The sequence below is a fragment of the Pseudohongiella sp. genome (genome assembly GCF_040877505.1).
Lineage (GTDB): Bacteria > Pseudomonadota > Gammaproteobacteria > Pseudomonadales > Pseudohongiellaceae > Pseudohongiella.
This window is the reverse complement of sequence record NZ_JBBDNQ010000042.1, coordinates 41,812-54,747: the sequence shown is the minus strand read 5'-3', so window position 1 is coordinate 54,747 and position 12,936 is coordinate 41,812. Positions and strand designations below refer to the sequence as shown.

At 56.5% G+C, this 12,936-nt stretch carries 15 protein-coding genes; 12 read left to right on the top strand and 3 right to left on the bottom strand.

From position 1 onward, the window contains the following. Positions 1–24 precede the first annotated feature (24 nt). Together rimK and WD071_RS15290 are read left to right on the top strand one after the other, a co-directional pair. Complete coding sequence (rimK, locus tag WD071_RS15295) at positions 25–984, top strand: 30S ribosomal protein S6--L-glutamate ligase (RefSeq protein WP_368049393.1); 960 nt, start codon at positions 25–27, stop codon at positions 982–984. Continuing rightward, positions 981–1,439, top strand: a complete 459-nt coding sequence (locus tag WD071_RS15290; RefSeq protein WP_368049264.1) for a GNAT family N-acetyltransferase — start codon at positions 981–983, stop codon at positions 1,437–1,439. The genes rimK and WD071_RS15290 overlap by 4 nt, the downstream gene beginning before the upstream one ends. On the opposite strand, the gene WD071_RS15285 is transcribed toward WD071_RS15290, so the two are convergent. Genes WD071_RS15285 through WD071_RS15275 form a run of 3 tightly spaced genes read right to left on the bottom strand, consistent with a single transcriptional unit; the run spans position 1,426 to position 5,162 of the window. Further along, on the bottom strand, positions 1,426–2,796 hold the full coding sequence (locus tag WD071_RS15285) for a phosphomannomutase (RefSeq protein ID WP_368049263.1): 1,371 nt from the start codon (positions 2,794–2,796) through the stop codon (positions 1,426–1,428). The genes WD071_RS15290 and WD071_RS15285 overlap by 14 nt on opposite strands. 20 nt (positions 2,797–2,816) lie before the next feature. Continuing rightward, a complete protein-coding gene (gene galU, locus WD071_RS15280; protein ID WP_368049262.1) occupies positions 2,817–3,644 on the bottom strand; it encodes a UTP--glucose-1-phosphate uridylyltransferase GalU in 828 nt (275 codons plus the stop codon). A 15-nt stretch (positions 3,645–3,659) separates the two neighbouring features. After that, complete coding sequence (locus tag WD071_RS15275) at positions 3,660–5,162, bottom strand: mannose-1-phosphate guanylyltransferase/mannose-6-phosphate isomerase (protein ID WP_368049261.1); 1,503 nt, start codon at positions 5,160–5,162, stop codon at positions 3,660–3,662. 163 nt (positions 5,163–5,325) lie between these two features. Here WD071_RS15275 and fabA point away from each other — a divergent pair, with 163 nt between their 5' ends. The 10 genes from fabA to WD071_RS15225 all read left to right on the top strand — a co-directional run bounded on the left by fabA (position 5,326) and on the right by WD071_RS15225 (position 12,846). Further along, positions 5,326–5,853 carry a bifunctional 3-hydroxydecanoyl-ACP dehydratase/trans-2-decenoyl-ACP isomerase gene (gene fabA / locus WD071_RS15270; protein WP_368049260.1) on the top strand — a complete coding sequence of 176 codons (528 nt, stop codon included), beginning with the start codon at positions 5,326–5,328 and terminating at the stop codon, positions 5,851–5,853. A gap of 64 nt (positions 5,854–5,917) precedes the next feature. Then, entirely contained in the window at positions 5,918–7,135 is a 1,218-nt protein-coding gene (gene fabB / locus WD071_RS15265) for a beta-ketoacyl-ACP synthase I (RefSeq protein ID WP_368049259.1), read from the top strand. 7 nt (positions 7,136–7,142) lie between these two features. Continuing rightward, complete coding sequence (locus tag WD071_RS15260) at positions 7,143–7,598, top strand: protein-disulfide reductase DsbD domain-containing protein (RefSeq protein ID WP_368049258.1); 456 nt, start codon at positions 7,143–7,145, stop codon at positions 7,596–7,598. A gap of 130 nt (positions 7,599–7,728) precedes the next feature. After that, positions 7,729–8,181: a type II 3-dehydroquinate dehydratase gene (aroQ, locus tag WD071_RS15255; protein WP_368049257.1), complete on the top strand. Its 453-nt coding sequence runs from the start codon at positions 7,729–7,731 to the stop codon at positions 8,179–8,181. Positions 8,182–8,234: 53 nt separating this feature from the next. Continuing rightward, entirely contained in the window at positions 8,235–8,693 is a 459-nt protein-coding gene (gene accB / locus WD071_RS15250) for an acetyl-CoA carboxylase biotin carboxyl carrier protein (RefSeq protein ID WP_368049256.1), read from the top strand. Positions 8,694–8,705: 12 nt separating this feature from the next. Then, on the top strand, positions 8,706–10,061 hold the full coding sequence (accC, locus tag WD071_RS15245; RefSeq protein WP_368049255.1) for an acetyl-CoA carboxylase biotin carboxylase subunit: 1,356 nt from the start codon (positions 8,706–8,708) through the stop codon (positions 10,059–10,061). A gap of 33 nt (positions 10,062–10,094) precedes the next feature. Next, a complete protein-coding gene (gene prmA / locus WD071_RS15240; protein WP_368049254.1) occupies positions 10,095–10,982 on the top strand; it encodes a 50S ribosomal protein L11 methyltransferase in 888 nt (295 codons plus the stop codon). Between the two features lies 1 nt (position 10,983). Next, complete coding sequence (locus WD071_RS15235; RefSeq protein ID WP_368049253.1) at positions 10,984–11,484, top strand: DUF3426 domain-containing protein; 501 nt, start codon at positions 10,984–10,986, stop codon at positions 11,482–11,484. Further along, complete coding sequence (gene dusB, locus WD071_RS15230) at positions 11,477–12,532, top strand: tRNA dihydrouridine synthase DusB (RefSeq protein ID WP_368049252.1); 1,056 nt, start codon at positions 11,477–11,479, stop codon at positions 12,530–12,532. Before WD071_RS15235 ends, dusB begins: the two co-directional genes overlap by 8 nt. Further along, on the top strand, positions 12,529–12,846 hold the full coding sequence (locus tag WD071_RS15225) for a helix-turn-helix domain-containing protein (protein WP_368049251.1): 318 nt from the start codon (positions 12,529–12,531) through the stop codon (positions 12,844–12,846). Before dusB ends, WD071_RS15225 begins: the two co-directional genes overlap by 4 nt. Positions 12,847–12,936: the final 90 nt, after the last annotated feature.

Here is a 12,936-nt window from a genome sequence, read left to right as displayed (position 1 = left end):
ATCCGGAATAAACAGATCGACGCCCTGTACCAGGAGCATACCCGGGAAACGTCGGGTCTCAGTATCGGCCTGCTGGCCAGCAACCCGGATCTGCCCAGCAACCAGCGCATCATGGAAGCGGGTGAAGAGCGCGGCCACCGAATCCGCTTCTACGATGTGCGGCAGTGCTACATCAAACTGGATGCCGAGCACCCTGAGATACACTACCGCGGCGGACGCCTGCTTAACGGCCTGGACGCCGTCATCCCCAGAATCAGGCCGGATCTGACATTTTATGGTTGCGCACTGGTGCGGCAATTCGAGAATCTCGGCATCTATGCACTGAACAGCGCCGCCGCCATCAGTCATTCCCGCGACAAACTGTATTCATTGCAGCATTTACTGCAACAGGGACTGCCTATCCCCACCACGGGGTTTGCCGACAGCCCGCTTGATTCCGATGACCTGATTGACATGGTCAATGGCGCGCCGCTGGTGGTGAAATTGCTGGAAGGCCCGCAGCGACGCGGCGTGGTGCTGGCCGAATCAAAAACCGCTGCCGACAGCCTGATCAACGCGTTCAAATCCCTGCAGGCCAACCTGCTGGTGCAGGAATATGTCAAGGAAGCCGAAGGCAAATCCCTGCGCTTACTGGTTGTCGATAACAAAGTGGTTTGCGCCGTGGAAAGACAGGCACTGCCCGGCCAGTTCCGCAGTAACAGACAGCACGGTACCAGCATTGTTGCCACCCGCATCAGCAGCGAGGAGCGCAGAATTGCCATCAAGGCCGCCAAAGCGATCGGTTTGCGGGTCGCCGGCGTTGATATGATTCGTGCCCGTAAAGGCCCGTTGCTGCTTGAAGTCAGCAGCTCGCCGTCACTGGATGATATGGAAGACGTCTGCGGCAAGGATCTGGCCGGGGCAATGATCAGCGCCATTGAAAAACATCTGGGCTGGAAACGGCGACTGGCATCTCCCATCAACAGCAACGATCCGGAGCCATGAACGACGTCAGGCTGAGTTACCGAACAGCGAAGGCCGGGGAAATGGACTGGATATACCAGATTTTCAAGACCGGTATGCAATCCTACATTACCCGCACCTGGGGCTGGAATGAGCTGTTCCAGGAGCACAGTTTTTTCGACAACCTGCCCGCAGCCAGCTTTGTTATCGCCAGCATAGACATGCCTGGTCAACGCGGCGTCGATATCGGTGGTTATTGCCTGAAAAAAAAAGCAGACCACCTGTCTCTGGAGATGCTGTTACTTGACCCCTCATGGCAGCGGCAGGGTTATGGCTCTGCCATCATGTCGGAAGTCATGCGACAGGCGGCGCGGGCCAATGCACCTGTTCGACTCAGCGTGCTAAAAATCAATCCCGCATTCCATTTCTACCAGCGCCTGGGTTTTGTTGTTGAATCCGAGGACAGCATCCGTTATCGCATGATCAGGACTGCATAAGCGCCAGCAACTCTGCTGTTTTTGTTTTCATCAGCGCGGCATCCCGGCGCGACTCGACGTTCAGCCGCACAACCGGTTCGGTGTTTGACATGCGCATATTGAAACGCCAGTCGGAAAAATTCATGCTCAAACCATCGGTATGATCAATTGCCTGTGCCTGTGGCGCATACGCTTTTTCCACTGCTGCCAGCAAAGCCGCCGCATCCTCGACGGTGCGATTGATTTCACCACTGGCCGGGAATGCGGCCATGCGCTCAGCGACCAGTTGCGACAAGGGCTTGTTTTTGCGTGAAATCAGTTCGCAGACCAGCAACCAGGGAATCATGCCACTGTCGCAATAAGCAAAATCACGGAAGTAATGATGCGCGCTCATCTCGCCACCGTAAATGGCATCTTCCTGGCGCATACGTTCCTTGATAAAGGCGTGGCCGGTTTTACACTGCACAGCTTTGCCACCGTACTGCTGACAGATTTCGATAGTGTTCCAGGTCAGACGCGGGTCATGGATAATGCTGGCACCCGCTTCGCGCTCCAGAAAACTCTGGGCCAGCAGACCCACAATATAATACCCTTCAACAAAATCGCCGTTCTCATCAAAAAAGAAACATCGGTCAAAATCGCCGTCCCAGGCAATACCCAGGTCTGCCTTGTGCTCCCTGATGGCCGCAATGGTTGGCGCCCGGTTTTCTTCCAGCAAGGGGTTGGGCACGCCATTGGGAAAACGTCCGTCAGGCTCATGATGGACACGCACAAACTCAAACGGCAACTCACTGGCAAGTGCATCGGCCACCGGGCCGGCGCCGCCGTTGCCGGCATTGATCACCAGGCGCAGCGGTTTTAGCGCGGATATGTCGATGTAGGACAGCAAATGTGAGATATAGGCTGCGCGGGTATCATCCTTGCGCAATGAGCCTTGCTTGCCAGGCTTTTTATCCGGTCGGCCATCAAACCCGGGGAAATCTCCTGCCTCTGCCAGCCGCTTGATGTCATGCAGCCCGGTGTCACCGCTGATGGGCCGTGAATCCTCGCGCACCAGTTTCATGCCGTTGTAATCCATCGGATTATGACTGGCGGTCACCACAATGCCACCGTCCGTTTTCAGATGCGAAGTGGCAAAATAAATCTCTTCTGTGCCGCACTGGCCAATATCAATGACGTCCACGCCACCGTCCATCAGGCCACGGATCAATGCGTCACACAGCTCCCGGCTGCTGAGGCGAATATCGTGGCCCACAACAACCTCTTCGGGCTGCAGATAAACAGCATAAGCACGGCCTATACGGTAAGCGATATCTGCGTTAAGTTGATCCGGCACCCGGCCCCGGATGTCGTAGGCTTTAAAACACGTAATGTCCATATCAAACCCTGCCGCATGTTTCAGCGGCGCGTATAGATGTTCTGATAATTGTAGTTGGTTGCTTCGACAAAGCCCTCTACGCTGCCGCAATCAAAGCGCCGGCCCTTGAATCGATAACCCAGCACCCTGCCCTGCTCCGCCAGCGTCATAAGCGCATCGGTAATCTGCAGCTCGCCGTTGCGTCCCGGCGGTGTGGTTTGCAAAACGTCGAAGATGTCGGGTGTCAGAATATATCGCCCGATGATGGCCAGATTGGAAGGCGCGTCAGCAGGGTCGGGTTTTTCAACCATCTGACTGATCCTGAATACCCCGGGTTCCACTTCTTCACCGTCGATCACACCATACTTGTAGGTTTCTTCCCGCGGCACCTCTTCAATGGCGACAATGCAGCACTGGTATTTTTCGTACAAGGCAACCATCTGCGCCAGCACCCCGTCGCCTTCGGTGACACAGTAGTCATCCGCCAGCACCACGCCAAAGGCTTCATTGCCAATGAGGGTTTCACCGGTGAGGATGGCATGCCCCAGGCCTTTCATCTGTACCTGCCTGGTGTAGGAGAAAGTACACTCCTTCATGATGTGACGCACTTCTTTCAGCGCGTCCTCTTTCGATGTGCCCGCTATCTGCGATTCCAGTTCAAAACTGATATCGAAATGGTCTTCAATGGCACGTTTGCCACGACCGGTAACAATGGCAATACCCGCCATGCCCGCCGCCAGCGCCTCTTCAACGCCGTACTGAATCAGGGGCTTGTTCACCAGCGGCAGCATTTCCTTGGGCATGGCTTTGGTCACGGGCAGAAAGCGGGTGCCGTAGCCAGCCGCCGGAAACAGACATTTCTTGATCATAGCTAATAAGCTCCTTTACTTGCCGGCCGGAACTCGACCGTATACGTCCTCGAATCTGACTATATCGTCTTCGCCCAGATAGTCACCCGTCTGAACTTCAATCAATTCAATCCATTCATCACATTTATTCTGTAGCCGATGTTTGCAACCCAGCGGCAAAAATGTCGACTGGTTGGCAGTCAGCGTGAAAACACGCTCGTCACATGTCACCGTTGCCTCCCCGCTGATCACCACCCAGTGCTCTGCCCTATGATGGTGCATTTGCAGTGACAGGGCAGCACCAGGACGGACCCGGATGTGCTTGACCTGAAAGCCCGGCCCGTGGGCAAGGCTTTCATAGGAACCCCAGGGCCGGTATACCAGTGTATGACTGACCGCCTCGGAACGTTTATGCTGCTCCAGCCACTGCACGATCTGTTTGACGTTCTGCACCTGGTCCTTGTTGGCAACCAGCACCGCGTCGGCCGTTTCCACGATAACTGCATTTTCGATGCCAACCGCTGCCACCAGCCGCGACTCTGAACGCAGATAGCTGTTGCTGACGTCAACACAGCGCACATCGCCAATGATCACATTGTTCTCGGGGGTCTTGTGCTCGCTGACGTCCCACAGTGCACTCCACGCCCCCATGTCACTCCACTCGGCGGCCATCGGAATCACCACGGCGTCTGCGGTTTTCTCCATCACGGCATAGTCGATGGAATCGGACGGGCAGGACGCAAATATGTCGGCTGAAATTCTGACAAAATCGCCGTCCTGCTGCGGCTGCCGGCTCGCCTCCTGGCACACAGACACCATGTCGGGCTGCAGGCGCGAGAGTTCCTGCAACCACTTGCTGGCGGTAAACATGAACATACCACTGTTCCAGTAATACGAACCATCAGCCAGATACGCGGCGGCCGTTTTTGCATCGGGTTTCTCCACGAATCGCGCCACTGCGAATGCTTCCGCACTGCCCGGCGGCGACAGGTTTACACCGCGTTGCTCGGGGCCGGACGCATCACGCTTGACATATCCGTAGCCGGTTTCAGGGTACGTTGCTGCAATGCCGAAGGTGACCAGCCGCCCCGCCAGTGCCTGCCTGGCACCGGATTCGACACAGCGATGAAAAATCTCCGGGTCGCGAATAACATGATCTGCAGGCAGCACCAAAAGAACCGGTTCGGCGCTGTCGGGCGTTGCTTGCTGTCGGACATGCATGTCTGCCAGCAAGCCGGCGAGGGTCACCGCCGGCGCGGTATTACGTCCCTCGGGCTCCAGGAGAATGCTGGCATTGCTGATGCCGAGCACACGCAATTGCTCGGCCACCAGAAACCGGTGCTCCTCATTGCAGATGACAATCGGCGCGGCCAGGGCGTCTATGCCCTGCAGTCGTTGAAGCGTCGCCTGGAACAGGGTCAGACTGGCGGGCCCCGTGGCAGTGTCAGAAAATGAGATAAACTGTTTGGGATTAAGCTGGCGCGACAATGGCCACAGGCGAGATCCAACGCCCCCCGCCAGAATTACCGGGATTATCATATGAATTCCTTTGAAAATCAGGTTTGCAAGTCTAACCCAAAACAGGCGACGCAGTGCGGCAGTCACATCATTGCAACAGCCACTGCGGTAAAATAGTATCGATTATTTAGTCCGCTCGCGATAATATTGCACGCTTTGTGACAATCTGGTGCCAAAATAGCTTATGAATACAGGATTTACCCCAAAAAGCTCATACGAGCGCGAAGAGCTGATCGACTGTGGTTACGGCCGCATGTTCGGTCCCGGCAACGCCAGGCTGCCTGTCGGCAACATGCTGATGATGGACAGAATTGTCGAAATCAACAGTCATGGCGGCGAGCATGGCAAGGGCCTGATCATCGCGGAACTCGACATCCGCCCGGATCTCTGGTTTTTCGACTGCCACTTCCCGGAAGATCCGGTAATGCCCGGCTGCCTTGGCCTTGACGCCATGTGGCAACTGGTCGGTTTTTTCCTGGGCTGGCGCGGCAACCTGGGCCGGGGCCGTGCGCTGGGCTCCGGTGAGGTCAAATTCAGCGGCGAAATTCTGCCTGATGCCCAAAAAGTCACCTACGAAATTTCGCTCAGCCGCATTATTGAGCGTAAACTGGTCATGGGCGTTGCCGATGGCACTGTCGCCGTGGATGGCAAGGTCATTTATACCGCCAAGGGTCTGAAGGTCGGCCTGTTCACCCCGGAAGCCAGATTCTGACTTACTGGTTCTGACAAATCGAAAAATCTGTTCTACAGCACTACTTGGTTTTAAAGAGGTAATTATGAAACGCGTTGTTGTCACCGGAATCGGTATTGTTTCCTGCATAGGTAATAACAAGCAGATCGTGCTTGACGCCTTGCGCGATGGCCGCAGCGGCATCACCTACAACCCCGAATACGAAGAAATGGGCCTGCGCGCGCTCATCTCCGGCCGGGTTGACATCAAGTTCGAGGATCATATCGACCGCAAGGTGCTGCGCTTCATGGGCGATGCCGCCGCGTACGGCTATATCGCCATGGACGAAGCCATCAAGGACGCCGGCCTGGAAGAAAAGGATATTTCCAATGAGCGCACCGGCATTATCATGGGCGCGGGCGGTTCTTCGTCGCAGGATCAGGTAGAAGCTGCCGACATTCTACGCACCAAGGGCCTGCGTAAAATCGGTCCCTACCGCGTGCCACGTACCATGGGCAGCACGGTGTCGGCCTGTCTGGCCACGCCCTACAAAATCAAAGGCGTGAATTACTCCATTTCTTCTGCCTGTGCCACCAGTGCCCACTGTATAGGTAACGCGGTTGAGCAGATTCAACTGGGCAAGCAGGATGTCGTGTTTGCCGGCGGCGGCGAGTCCGAACACTGGACGCTGACCAACCTCTTCGACGCCATGGGCGCGCTGACCACCACGCACAATGATGAGCCGGGCAAGGCTTCTCGCCCGTTTGACGTTTCCCGCGATGGTTTTGTGATCGCTGGCGGCGGCGCGGTGCTGGTTATCGAATCGCTGGATCACGCCCTGGCCCGCGGCGCCAAAATCTACGCCGAGATCACCGGCTACGGTGCCACGTCGGACGGCTACGACATGGTCGCACCGTCAGGCGAAGGCGCTATCCGCTGCATGAAAATGGCAATGGCCACCATCAACCGCCCCGTCGACTACCTGAATACCCACGGCACCAGCACGCCGGTGGGCGACGTCAGCGAATTACGCGCGATCAAAGAGGTGTTTGGTGACAAAGCACCTATCATCAATTCCACCAAATCACAGACTGGCCACTCGCTGGGTGCCACCAGCGCCCAGGAAGCGATCTACAGCCTGCTGATGATGGAAAACAATTTTGTCAGCGCAACCATCAATGTCACGGAACTTGCTCCCGAGGCAGCCGGTCTTAATATTGCGACACAGCGCATGGACGATGTGAAACTTGACTGTGTGATGTCCAACAGCTTCGGCTTCGGCGGTACCAATGCAACACTGGTGTTTGAACGCTATCAAGAGTAATCACGTAATGACATGGCAGGCGACGGTGCTGCTGGCCGCGGCGCTGCTGGCCAGTGCATCGGTATCAGCGCAGCCCAGTGGCCTGTTTGGCGACAGCCGCCCGAGCTTTCTGGACGTCGACGAAGCCTTCCGCTTCCATACCAGCCTTGATGCCAGCGACAAAGTATCCGTCCACTGGACGATTGCACCAGCGTATTACCTGTACCGGGACAAATTCAGCTTTGAACTCATCGCGCCCGATGAAGGCAACCTTGAGACGACGCACACCATGCCCGCGGGGATCAGTCATCATGATGAATTCTTCGGCAATGTTGAGGTTTATTACCAGGATCTGTCGATAAGCATTGACCTGCCGGTTGCCGCCAGAAGCGACGGCTACCGCCTGCAGATTCGGTACCAGGGCTGCGCCGAGGCGGGCCTGTGCTACCCCCCGCAGACCCGACTGGTCGAAATATCACCCTGAACAACGCCACCTGCCAGCATGAGCAAAACAGAAAAGATCAGAGAAAAACCACAATTTGAGGGTGAACATCTGTGAAATTTCTGACAAAATGCCGCCATCAAAGCAATAAGTCCGATTAACGGAACACACTATGGCGACGATTCTTGTTCTGCATGGCCCCAACCTGAATTTGCTGGGAACACGCGAACCTCAAGTCTACGGCTCGGAAACACTGGACGACATCAACGCCCGTCTCAGCAGTACCTGCATGGACGCCGGGCATCATTTGATGCACCTGCAAAGCAACGCTGAGTACGAGCTGATTGATCGCATTCACGATGCCCGCCGCGAAGGTATCAACTTCATTATCATCAATCCCGCAGCGCTGACCCACACCAGCGTGGCGTTACGCGATGCACTGCTGGCCGTTGACATCCCCTTTATCGAAGTGCACTTGTCCAATGTGTACAAGCGTGAGAGCTTTCGCCATCATTCCTATTTTTCCGACATCGCCGCCGGCACCATTGCCGGACTGGGGTCGCTGAGTTATGACCTCGCTCTGCAGGCGGCGCTGCAGCGAACACAGGAAACAAAAACCAGATAAAGCAAAAACAAAAACCTTACAGACGCAAATCCCAGGTAAACAGAGACGCTATTATGGATATCAGAAAAGTAAAAAAACTCATTGAACTACTTGAGTCTTCCGACGTTGCGGAAATCGAGATCAAAGAAGGCGAGGAAGCGGTTCGCATCAGCCGCGCCAGCAAAGTAACGCCACCACCCGTTCAGTACCAGAGCGCTCCGGCGCCGGCACCCGCACCCGCCCCGGCAGCAGCGCCCGCACCGGCACCTGAGGCAGCCAAGGACAACAAAAAGATTCGTGGCAACGTCGTGAAGTCGCCGATGGTTGGCACCTTTTACCGCTCCCCGTCACCGTCGTCACCCGCTTTTGTTGAGGTCGGCCAGCACGTAAAAGTGGGCGATGTCATCTGCATTGTCGAAGCCATGAAAATGATGAATCAGATTGAATCTGATCACAGTGGCGTCGTTGAGGCGATTCTTGCTCAGGACGGCGAACCCGTTGAATTCGACCAGGCACTGGTCACCATCGTCTAAGGGTTAACACCAATGCTTGAGAAAGTCCTGATTGCCAACCGCGGCGAGATCGCTCTTCGAATTCTTCGCGCCTGTAAAGAACTCGGCATCAAAACCGTTGCCGTGCACTCCAGTGCCGACCGTGATCTGATGCATGTGCGTCTTGCCGACGAATCTGTCTGCATTGGCCCGGCCAGCGCCGCCAAAAGCTACCTCAATGTGCCAGCCATCATCAGCGCAACCGAGGTCACTGATGCCGTGGCCATCCACCCCGGTTACGGTTTCCTGTCAGAAAACGCCGACTTCGCCGAACAGGTAGAGCGCAGCGGTTTTGTGTTCATCGGCCCGCGCGCCGAGACCATCCGCCTGATGGGCGACAAAGTCTCCGCCATCAAGGCCATGATCGAAGCCGGTGTCCCCACCGTGCCGGGCTCCGACGGTCCGCTGGACACTGATTCCGAGCGTACTCTGGCTATCGCCAAACGCATTGGCTACCCGGTGATCATCAAGGCCGCTGCTGGCGGCGGTGGTCGCGGCATGCGCGTGGTGCACAGCGAAGCCGCGCTGCTGAAAGCCATCTACGTCACCCAGTCTGAAGCCAAAGCCGCTTTCGGCAGCGACGTTGTCTACCTGGAGAAATTCCTGGAAAATCCGCGCCACGTGGAAATCCAGGTGCTGGGCGACGGCCTGGGCGGTGCCATTTATCTGGGTGATCGCGACTGCTCCATGCAACGCCGCCACCAGAAAGTGATAGAAGAAGCGCCGGCGCCGGGCATTCCTGATCATGTGCGAGCTGAAGTGGCGGAAACCTGCATCAAGGCCTGCAAACTGATGAAATATCGCGGCGCCGGCACCCTGGAATTCCTGTATCAGGATGAACAGTTCTTCTTTATCGAAATGAACACCCGCGTTCAGGTTGAACACCCGGTCACAGAAATGGTGACCGGCATTGATATCGTCAAGGAGCAGCTGAAGATCGCCAGCGGCATTCCCCTGGCCATCAAGCAGGAAGATATCAAAATCAAAGGCCATGCTTTCGAGTGCCGCATCAACGCGGAAGACCCGTCCTCGTTCATGCCCTGCCCGGGCAAGATCAACCTGTTCCATGCGCCGGGCGGCAATGGTATACGGGTCGACTCGCACATTTATAGCGGTTATACCGTGCCACCGTATTACGACTCACTGATCGCCAAACTGATCAGCTACGGCGTTGACCGCGATGAAGCACTGGTGCGCATGCAAAACGCGCTGGATGAACTGCTGATCGACGGCATACGTACCAACACACCTTTGCACAAGGATATTTTGCGCGATCACAATTTCCGCAAGGGCGGCGTCAATATCCACTACCTGGAAAACATGCTCAGTGGTGGGAAAAAGAAGGCCTGACACCAACAGGGTATTGAAACACAGGTAAGCTCTATGCCATGGCTACAAATAAAGGCGCGGATAACTGACGCCGAAGCCCCGCAGATGGAACAGCTATTCCAGTCTGCGGGGGCGGTATCGGTGACCCTGCTGGACGCCGAAGACGAACCCGTTTTTCAACTCGACCCTGACACAACACCCCTGTGGCAGCAAACCATGCTCTGTGCGCTGTTTGAGGACAATGCCGACACTGACAGCGTTATCGCACTGATCACTGCCGCCAGCCGCCTGCAGGAAAGCGATCTGTTGACAGAAAAAATCGCTGACCAGGACTGGGAACGCGCCTGGATGGCGGATTTCAAACCGATGCGCTTTGGCAACCGGCTCTGGGTCTGCCCCAGTTGGAGCGAACCTCCGGAGCCGGATGCTGTGAACATCATGCTCGATCCCGGACTTGCCTTTGGTTCTGGCACACATCCCACCACGGCGCTGTGTCTGGCGTGGCTGGACAGCCAGCAACTTGTCAACAAAACCGTGATTGACTATGGCTGTGGCTCCGGGATCCTGGCCATCGCGGCAGCGCTGCTTGGCGCCAGCCATGTGGTGGCGGTGGACAACGATCCGCAGGCAGTGACTGCCAGTGGCAACAACCGGGACCTGAACGGTGTCCCGGCAGAGTTGATGACGGTGCACCTGCCCGGCGAATCCCACGAACCGGCCGACGTGGTCGTGGCCAATATTCTGTCGGGGCCGCTGGCTGAGCTGACGCCGGTCCTGACCAGCCTGACCAAACCCGGTGGCACCTTGATTCTGTCGGGCGTGCTGTCTGAGCAGACCGAACAGCTGATGGCGTCATACACACCCTTCTTTGCCATGCAGGCGCCCGTCATTCAGGACGAATGGGTGAGGATAGAGGGCACTCGCCTGCACACAGGTAATTGATATGTGGACCTTCATCTGGCGCTTCCTGGCCTATGCTCTGGGCATCCTGTTGCTGGCTGCCGCACTGGTGGCGCAGGTAAGTTATCGCCACCTGGCCAGCATCAGCCAGCACGAAACCTATCGCCCCTGGCTGCTGGCGTTCTGTGATTATGCTCAATGTGCACTGCCCACTCGACGGGACAGCAAGCTGATCGTCAGTACGCAGTTATCTGTTGAACCGCATCCTCTGTATCAGGATGTTTCGCAGATCAAACTCGATTTCACCAATACCGCCGGTTTCTCGCAGCCCTTGCCACAAATAGAACTGGTATTCTCCGACATACAAGGACGCAACATCGCAGGGCGGCGCTTTGGCGCGGAAGAGTACCTGCCGCGCCTCTCGGCAATACTCCCTGAGCCCGCGACCCTGATGTCAGCTGGCGAAAGCGTTACTGCGCAGCTCGAAATCGCCAATCCGGCTGCCGATGCAGTGAATTATCGGGTACGATTCGTATATGAATAGTTTCACGCTTGGTCATCACACGCTTCGGCAACCGCTGATTCTGGCCCCCATGGTCGGTGTCAGCGATTTGCCATTTCGTGAAATCTGCCTGCAGCAGGGCGCCACCCTGGCGGTGGCGGAAATGGTGACCTCCAATCCGGCGCTCTGGGACAGCGAAAAAAACCGCTTGCGCCTGAAACGCTCAACAACCTGCGGCCCCGATATCGTCCAGATAGCCGGCTTTGACCCACAGATGATGGCTGATGCTGCCCGACTCAATGCCGACCAGGGCGCAGAGGTGATTGATATCAACATGGGTTGCCCGGCGAAGAAGGTGTTAAAAAAGGCCGCCGGCTCGGCTCTGCTTAAAGACCCGCAGCTGGTCGAACGCATCCTGCGCGCCGTCACGGCGGCCGTGGATGTGCCGGTGACCCTGAAAATCAGAACCGGCTGGAGCCGAGGACACCGTAACGGTGTCGACATTGCCCGCATTGCCGAGGATTGTGGCATCGCCATGCTCAGCGTGCATGGCCGTACCCGGGAATGTCGCTTTCTGGGCACAGCCGAGTACGACACTATCGCTGAGATCAAGCAAGGTATCAGCATTCCGGTCATCGCCAACGGCGATATCGACAGCCCGCAAAAAGCCCGGTATGTGCTCGATTACACCCGGGCAGACGGCCTGATGATAGGACGGGCAGCACAGGGCAGTCCCTGGATCTTTCGCCAGATTCGTCAGTATCTGGACACAGGATCGGCGCCAGACACCCCGTCGCCACATCATGTCAGCAGCCTGATGATCGATCACATCCGCGCCCTGCATGCTTTCTACGGGGACTTCCGTGGTGCGCTCTTTGCCCGCAAACACATTGACTGGTACAGTAAGGTTCTGCCGCAGGGCGAGGAGCTCAAGCAGTCATTCATGCAGCTCAGCAGCGCTGAGGCGCAACTGGATTTGCTGGGCGGGTATCACGAAGCCAGCGCTGACCCCCATCAGCCGCCCCCTGAATCATCGTTTCCGGCACAGCATCAGACACAATACTCGATTTCTCAGGTACACGTTCGATGAAGAAAGAAGATCCGGCCATCTGCAAGCCATCTATTGAGCAGCTGTCACAGCCGGAACATGCATTGTTCAGCCTGGAGAGCTCTCGCTGCAGCCTGCGTGAGGCCGTGGAGCGGGCAATGGCGGATTATTTCGCCGATGTTGATGACGAGGCGCTTATCAGCGACCTCTACGAACTGGTGCTGAACGAAGTTGAAGCGCCATTGCTGCAGGCCGTGCTCAAGCGCGCCGGTGGCAACCAGAGCCGCGCTTCTACCATGCTTGGATTGAACCGTGGTACTCTTCGCAAAAAAATGAAGCAGCACGGCGTGCGCTAGGCAGCAAAAAAAGCTTATAATAACTTCTTTTATGGCCATCCTGTTACGCATGACGGCCAGCAAATAAACAACGCTCATCCCACCTTTTCA

What these genes read in the sequence shown, in the direction of transcription:
- dusB (WP_368049252.1), top strand. Translation starts at nt 11,477, where the DNA reads ATGAATAGTTTCACGCTTGGTCATCACACGCTTCGGCAACCGCTGATT.
- WD071_RS15260 (WP_368049258.1), top strand. Translation starts at nt 7,143, where the DNA reads ATGACATGGCAGGCGACGGTGCTGCTGGCCGCGGCGCTGCTGGCCAGT.
- accC (WP_368049255.1), top strand. Translation starts at nt 8,706, where the DNA reads ATGCTTGAGAAAGTCCTGATTGCCAACCGCGGCGAGATCGCTCTTCGA.
- aroQ (WP_368049257.1), top strand. Translation starts at nt 7,729, where the DNA reads ATGGCGACGATTCTTGTTCTGCATGGCCCCAACCTGAATTTGCTGGGA.
- WD071_RS15275 (WP_368049261.1), bottom strand. Translation starts at nt 5,162, where the DNA reads ATGATAATCCCGGTAATTCTGGCGGGGGGCGTTGGATCTCGCCTGTGG.
- fabA (WP_368049260.1), top strand. Translation starts at nt 5,326, where the DNA reads ATGAATACAGGATTTACCCCAAAAAGCTCATACGAGCGCGAAGAGCTG.
- WD071_RS15235 (WP_368049253.1), top strand. Translation starts at nt 10,984, where the DNA reads ATGTGGACCTTCATCTGGCGCTTCCTGGCCTATGCTCTGGGCATCCTG.
- accB (WP_368049256.1), top strand. Translation starts at nt 8,235, where the DNA reads ATGGATATCAGAAAAGTAAAAAAACTCATTGAACTACTTGAGTCTTCC.
- WD071_RS15285 (WP_368049263.1), bottom strand. Translation starts at nt 2,796, where the DNA reads ATGGACATTACGTGTTTTAAAGCCTACGACATCCGGGGCCGGGTGCCG.
- prmA (WP_368049254.1), top strand. Translation starts at nt 10,095, where the DNA reads ATGCCATGGCTACAAATAAAGGCGCGGATAACTGACGCCGAAGCCCCG.
- fabB (WP_368049259.1), top strand. Translation starts at nt 5,918, where the DNA reads ATGAAACGCGTTGTTGTCACCGGAATCGGTATTGTTTCCTGCATAGGT.
- WD071_RS15290 (WP_368049264.1), top strand. Translation starts at nt 981, where the DNA reads ATGAACGACGTCAGGCTGAGTTACCGAACAGCGAAGGCCGGGGAAATG.
- galU (WP_368049262.1), bottom strand. Translation starts at nt 3,644, where the DNA reads ATGATCAAGAAATGTCTGTTTCCGGCGGCTGGCTACGGCACCCGCTTT.
- WD071_RS15225 (WP_368049251.1), top strand. Translation starts at nt 12,529, where the DNA reads ATGAAGAAAGAAGATCCGGCCATCTGCAAGCCATCTATTGAGCAGCTG.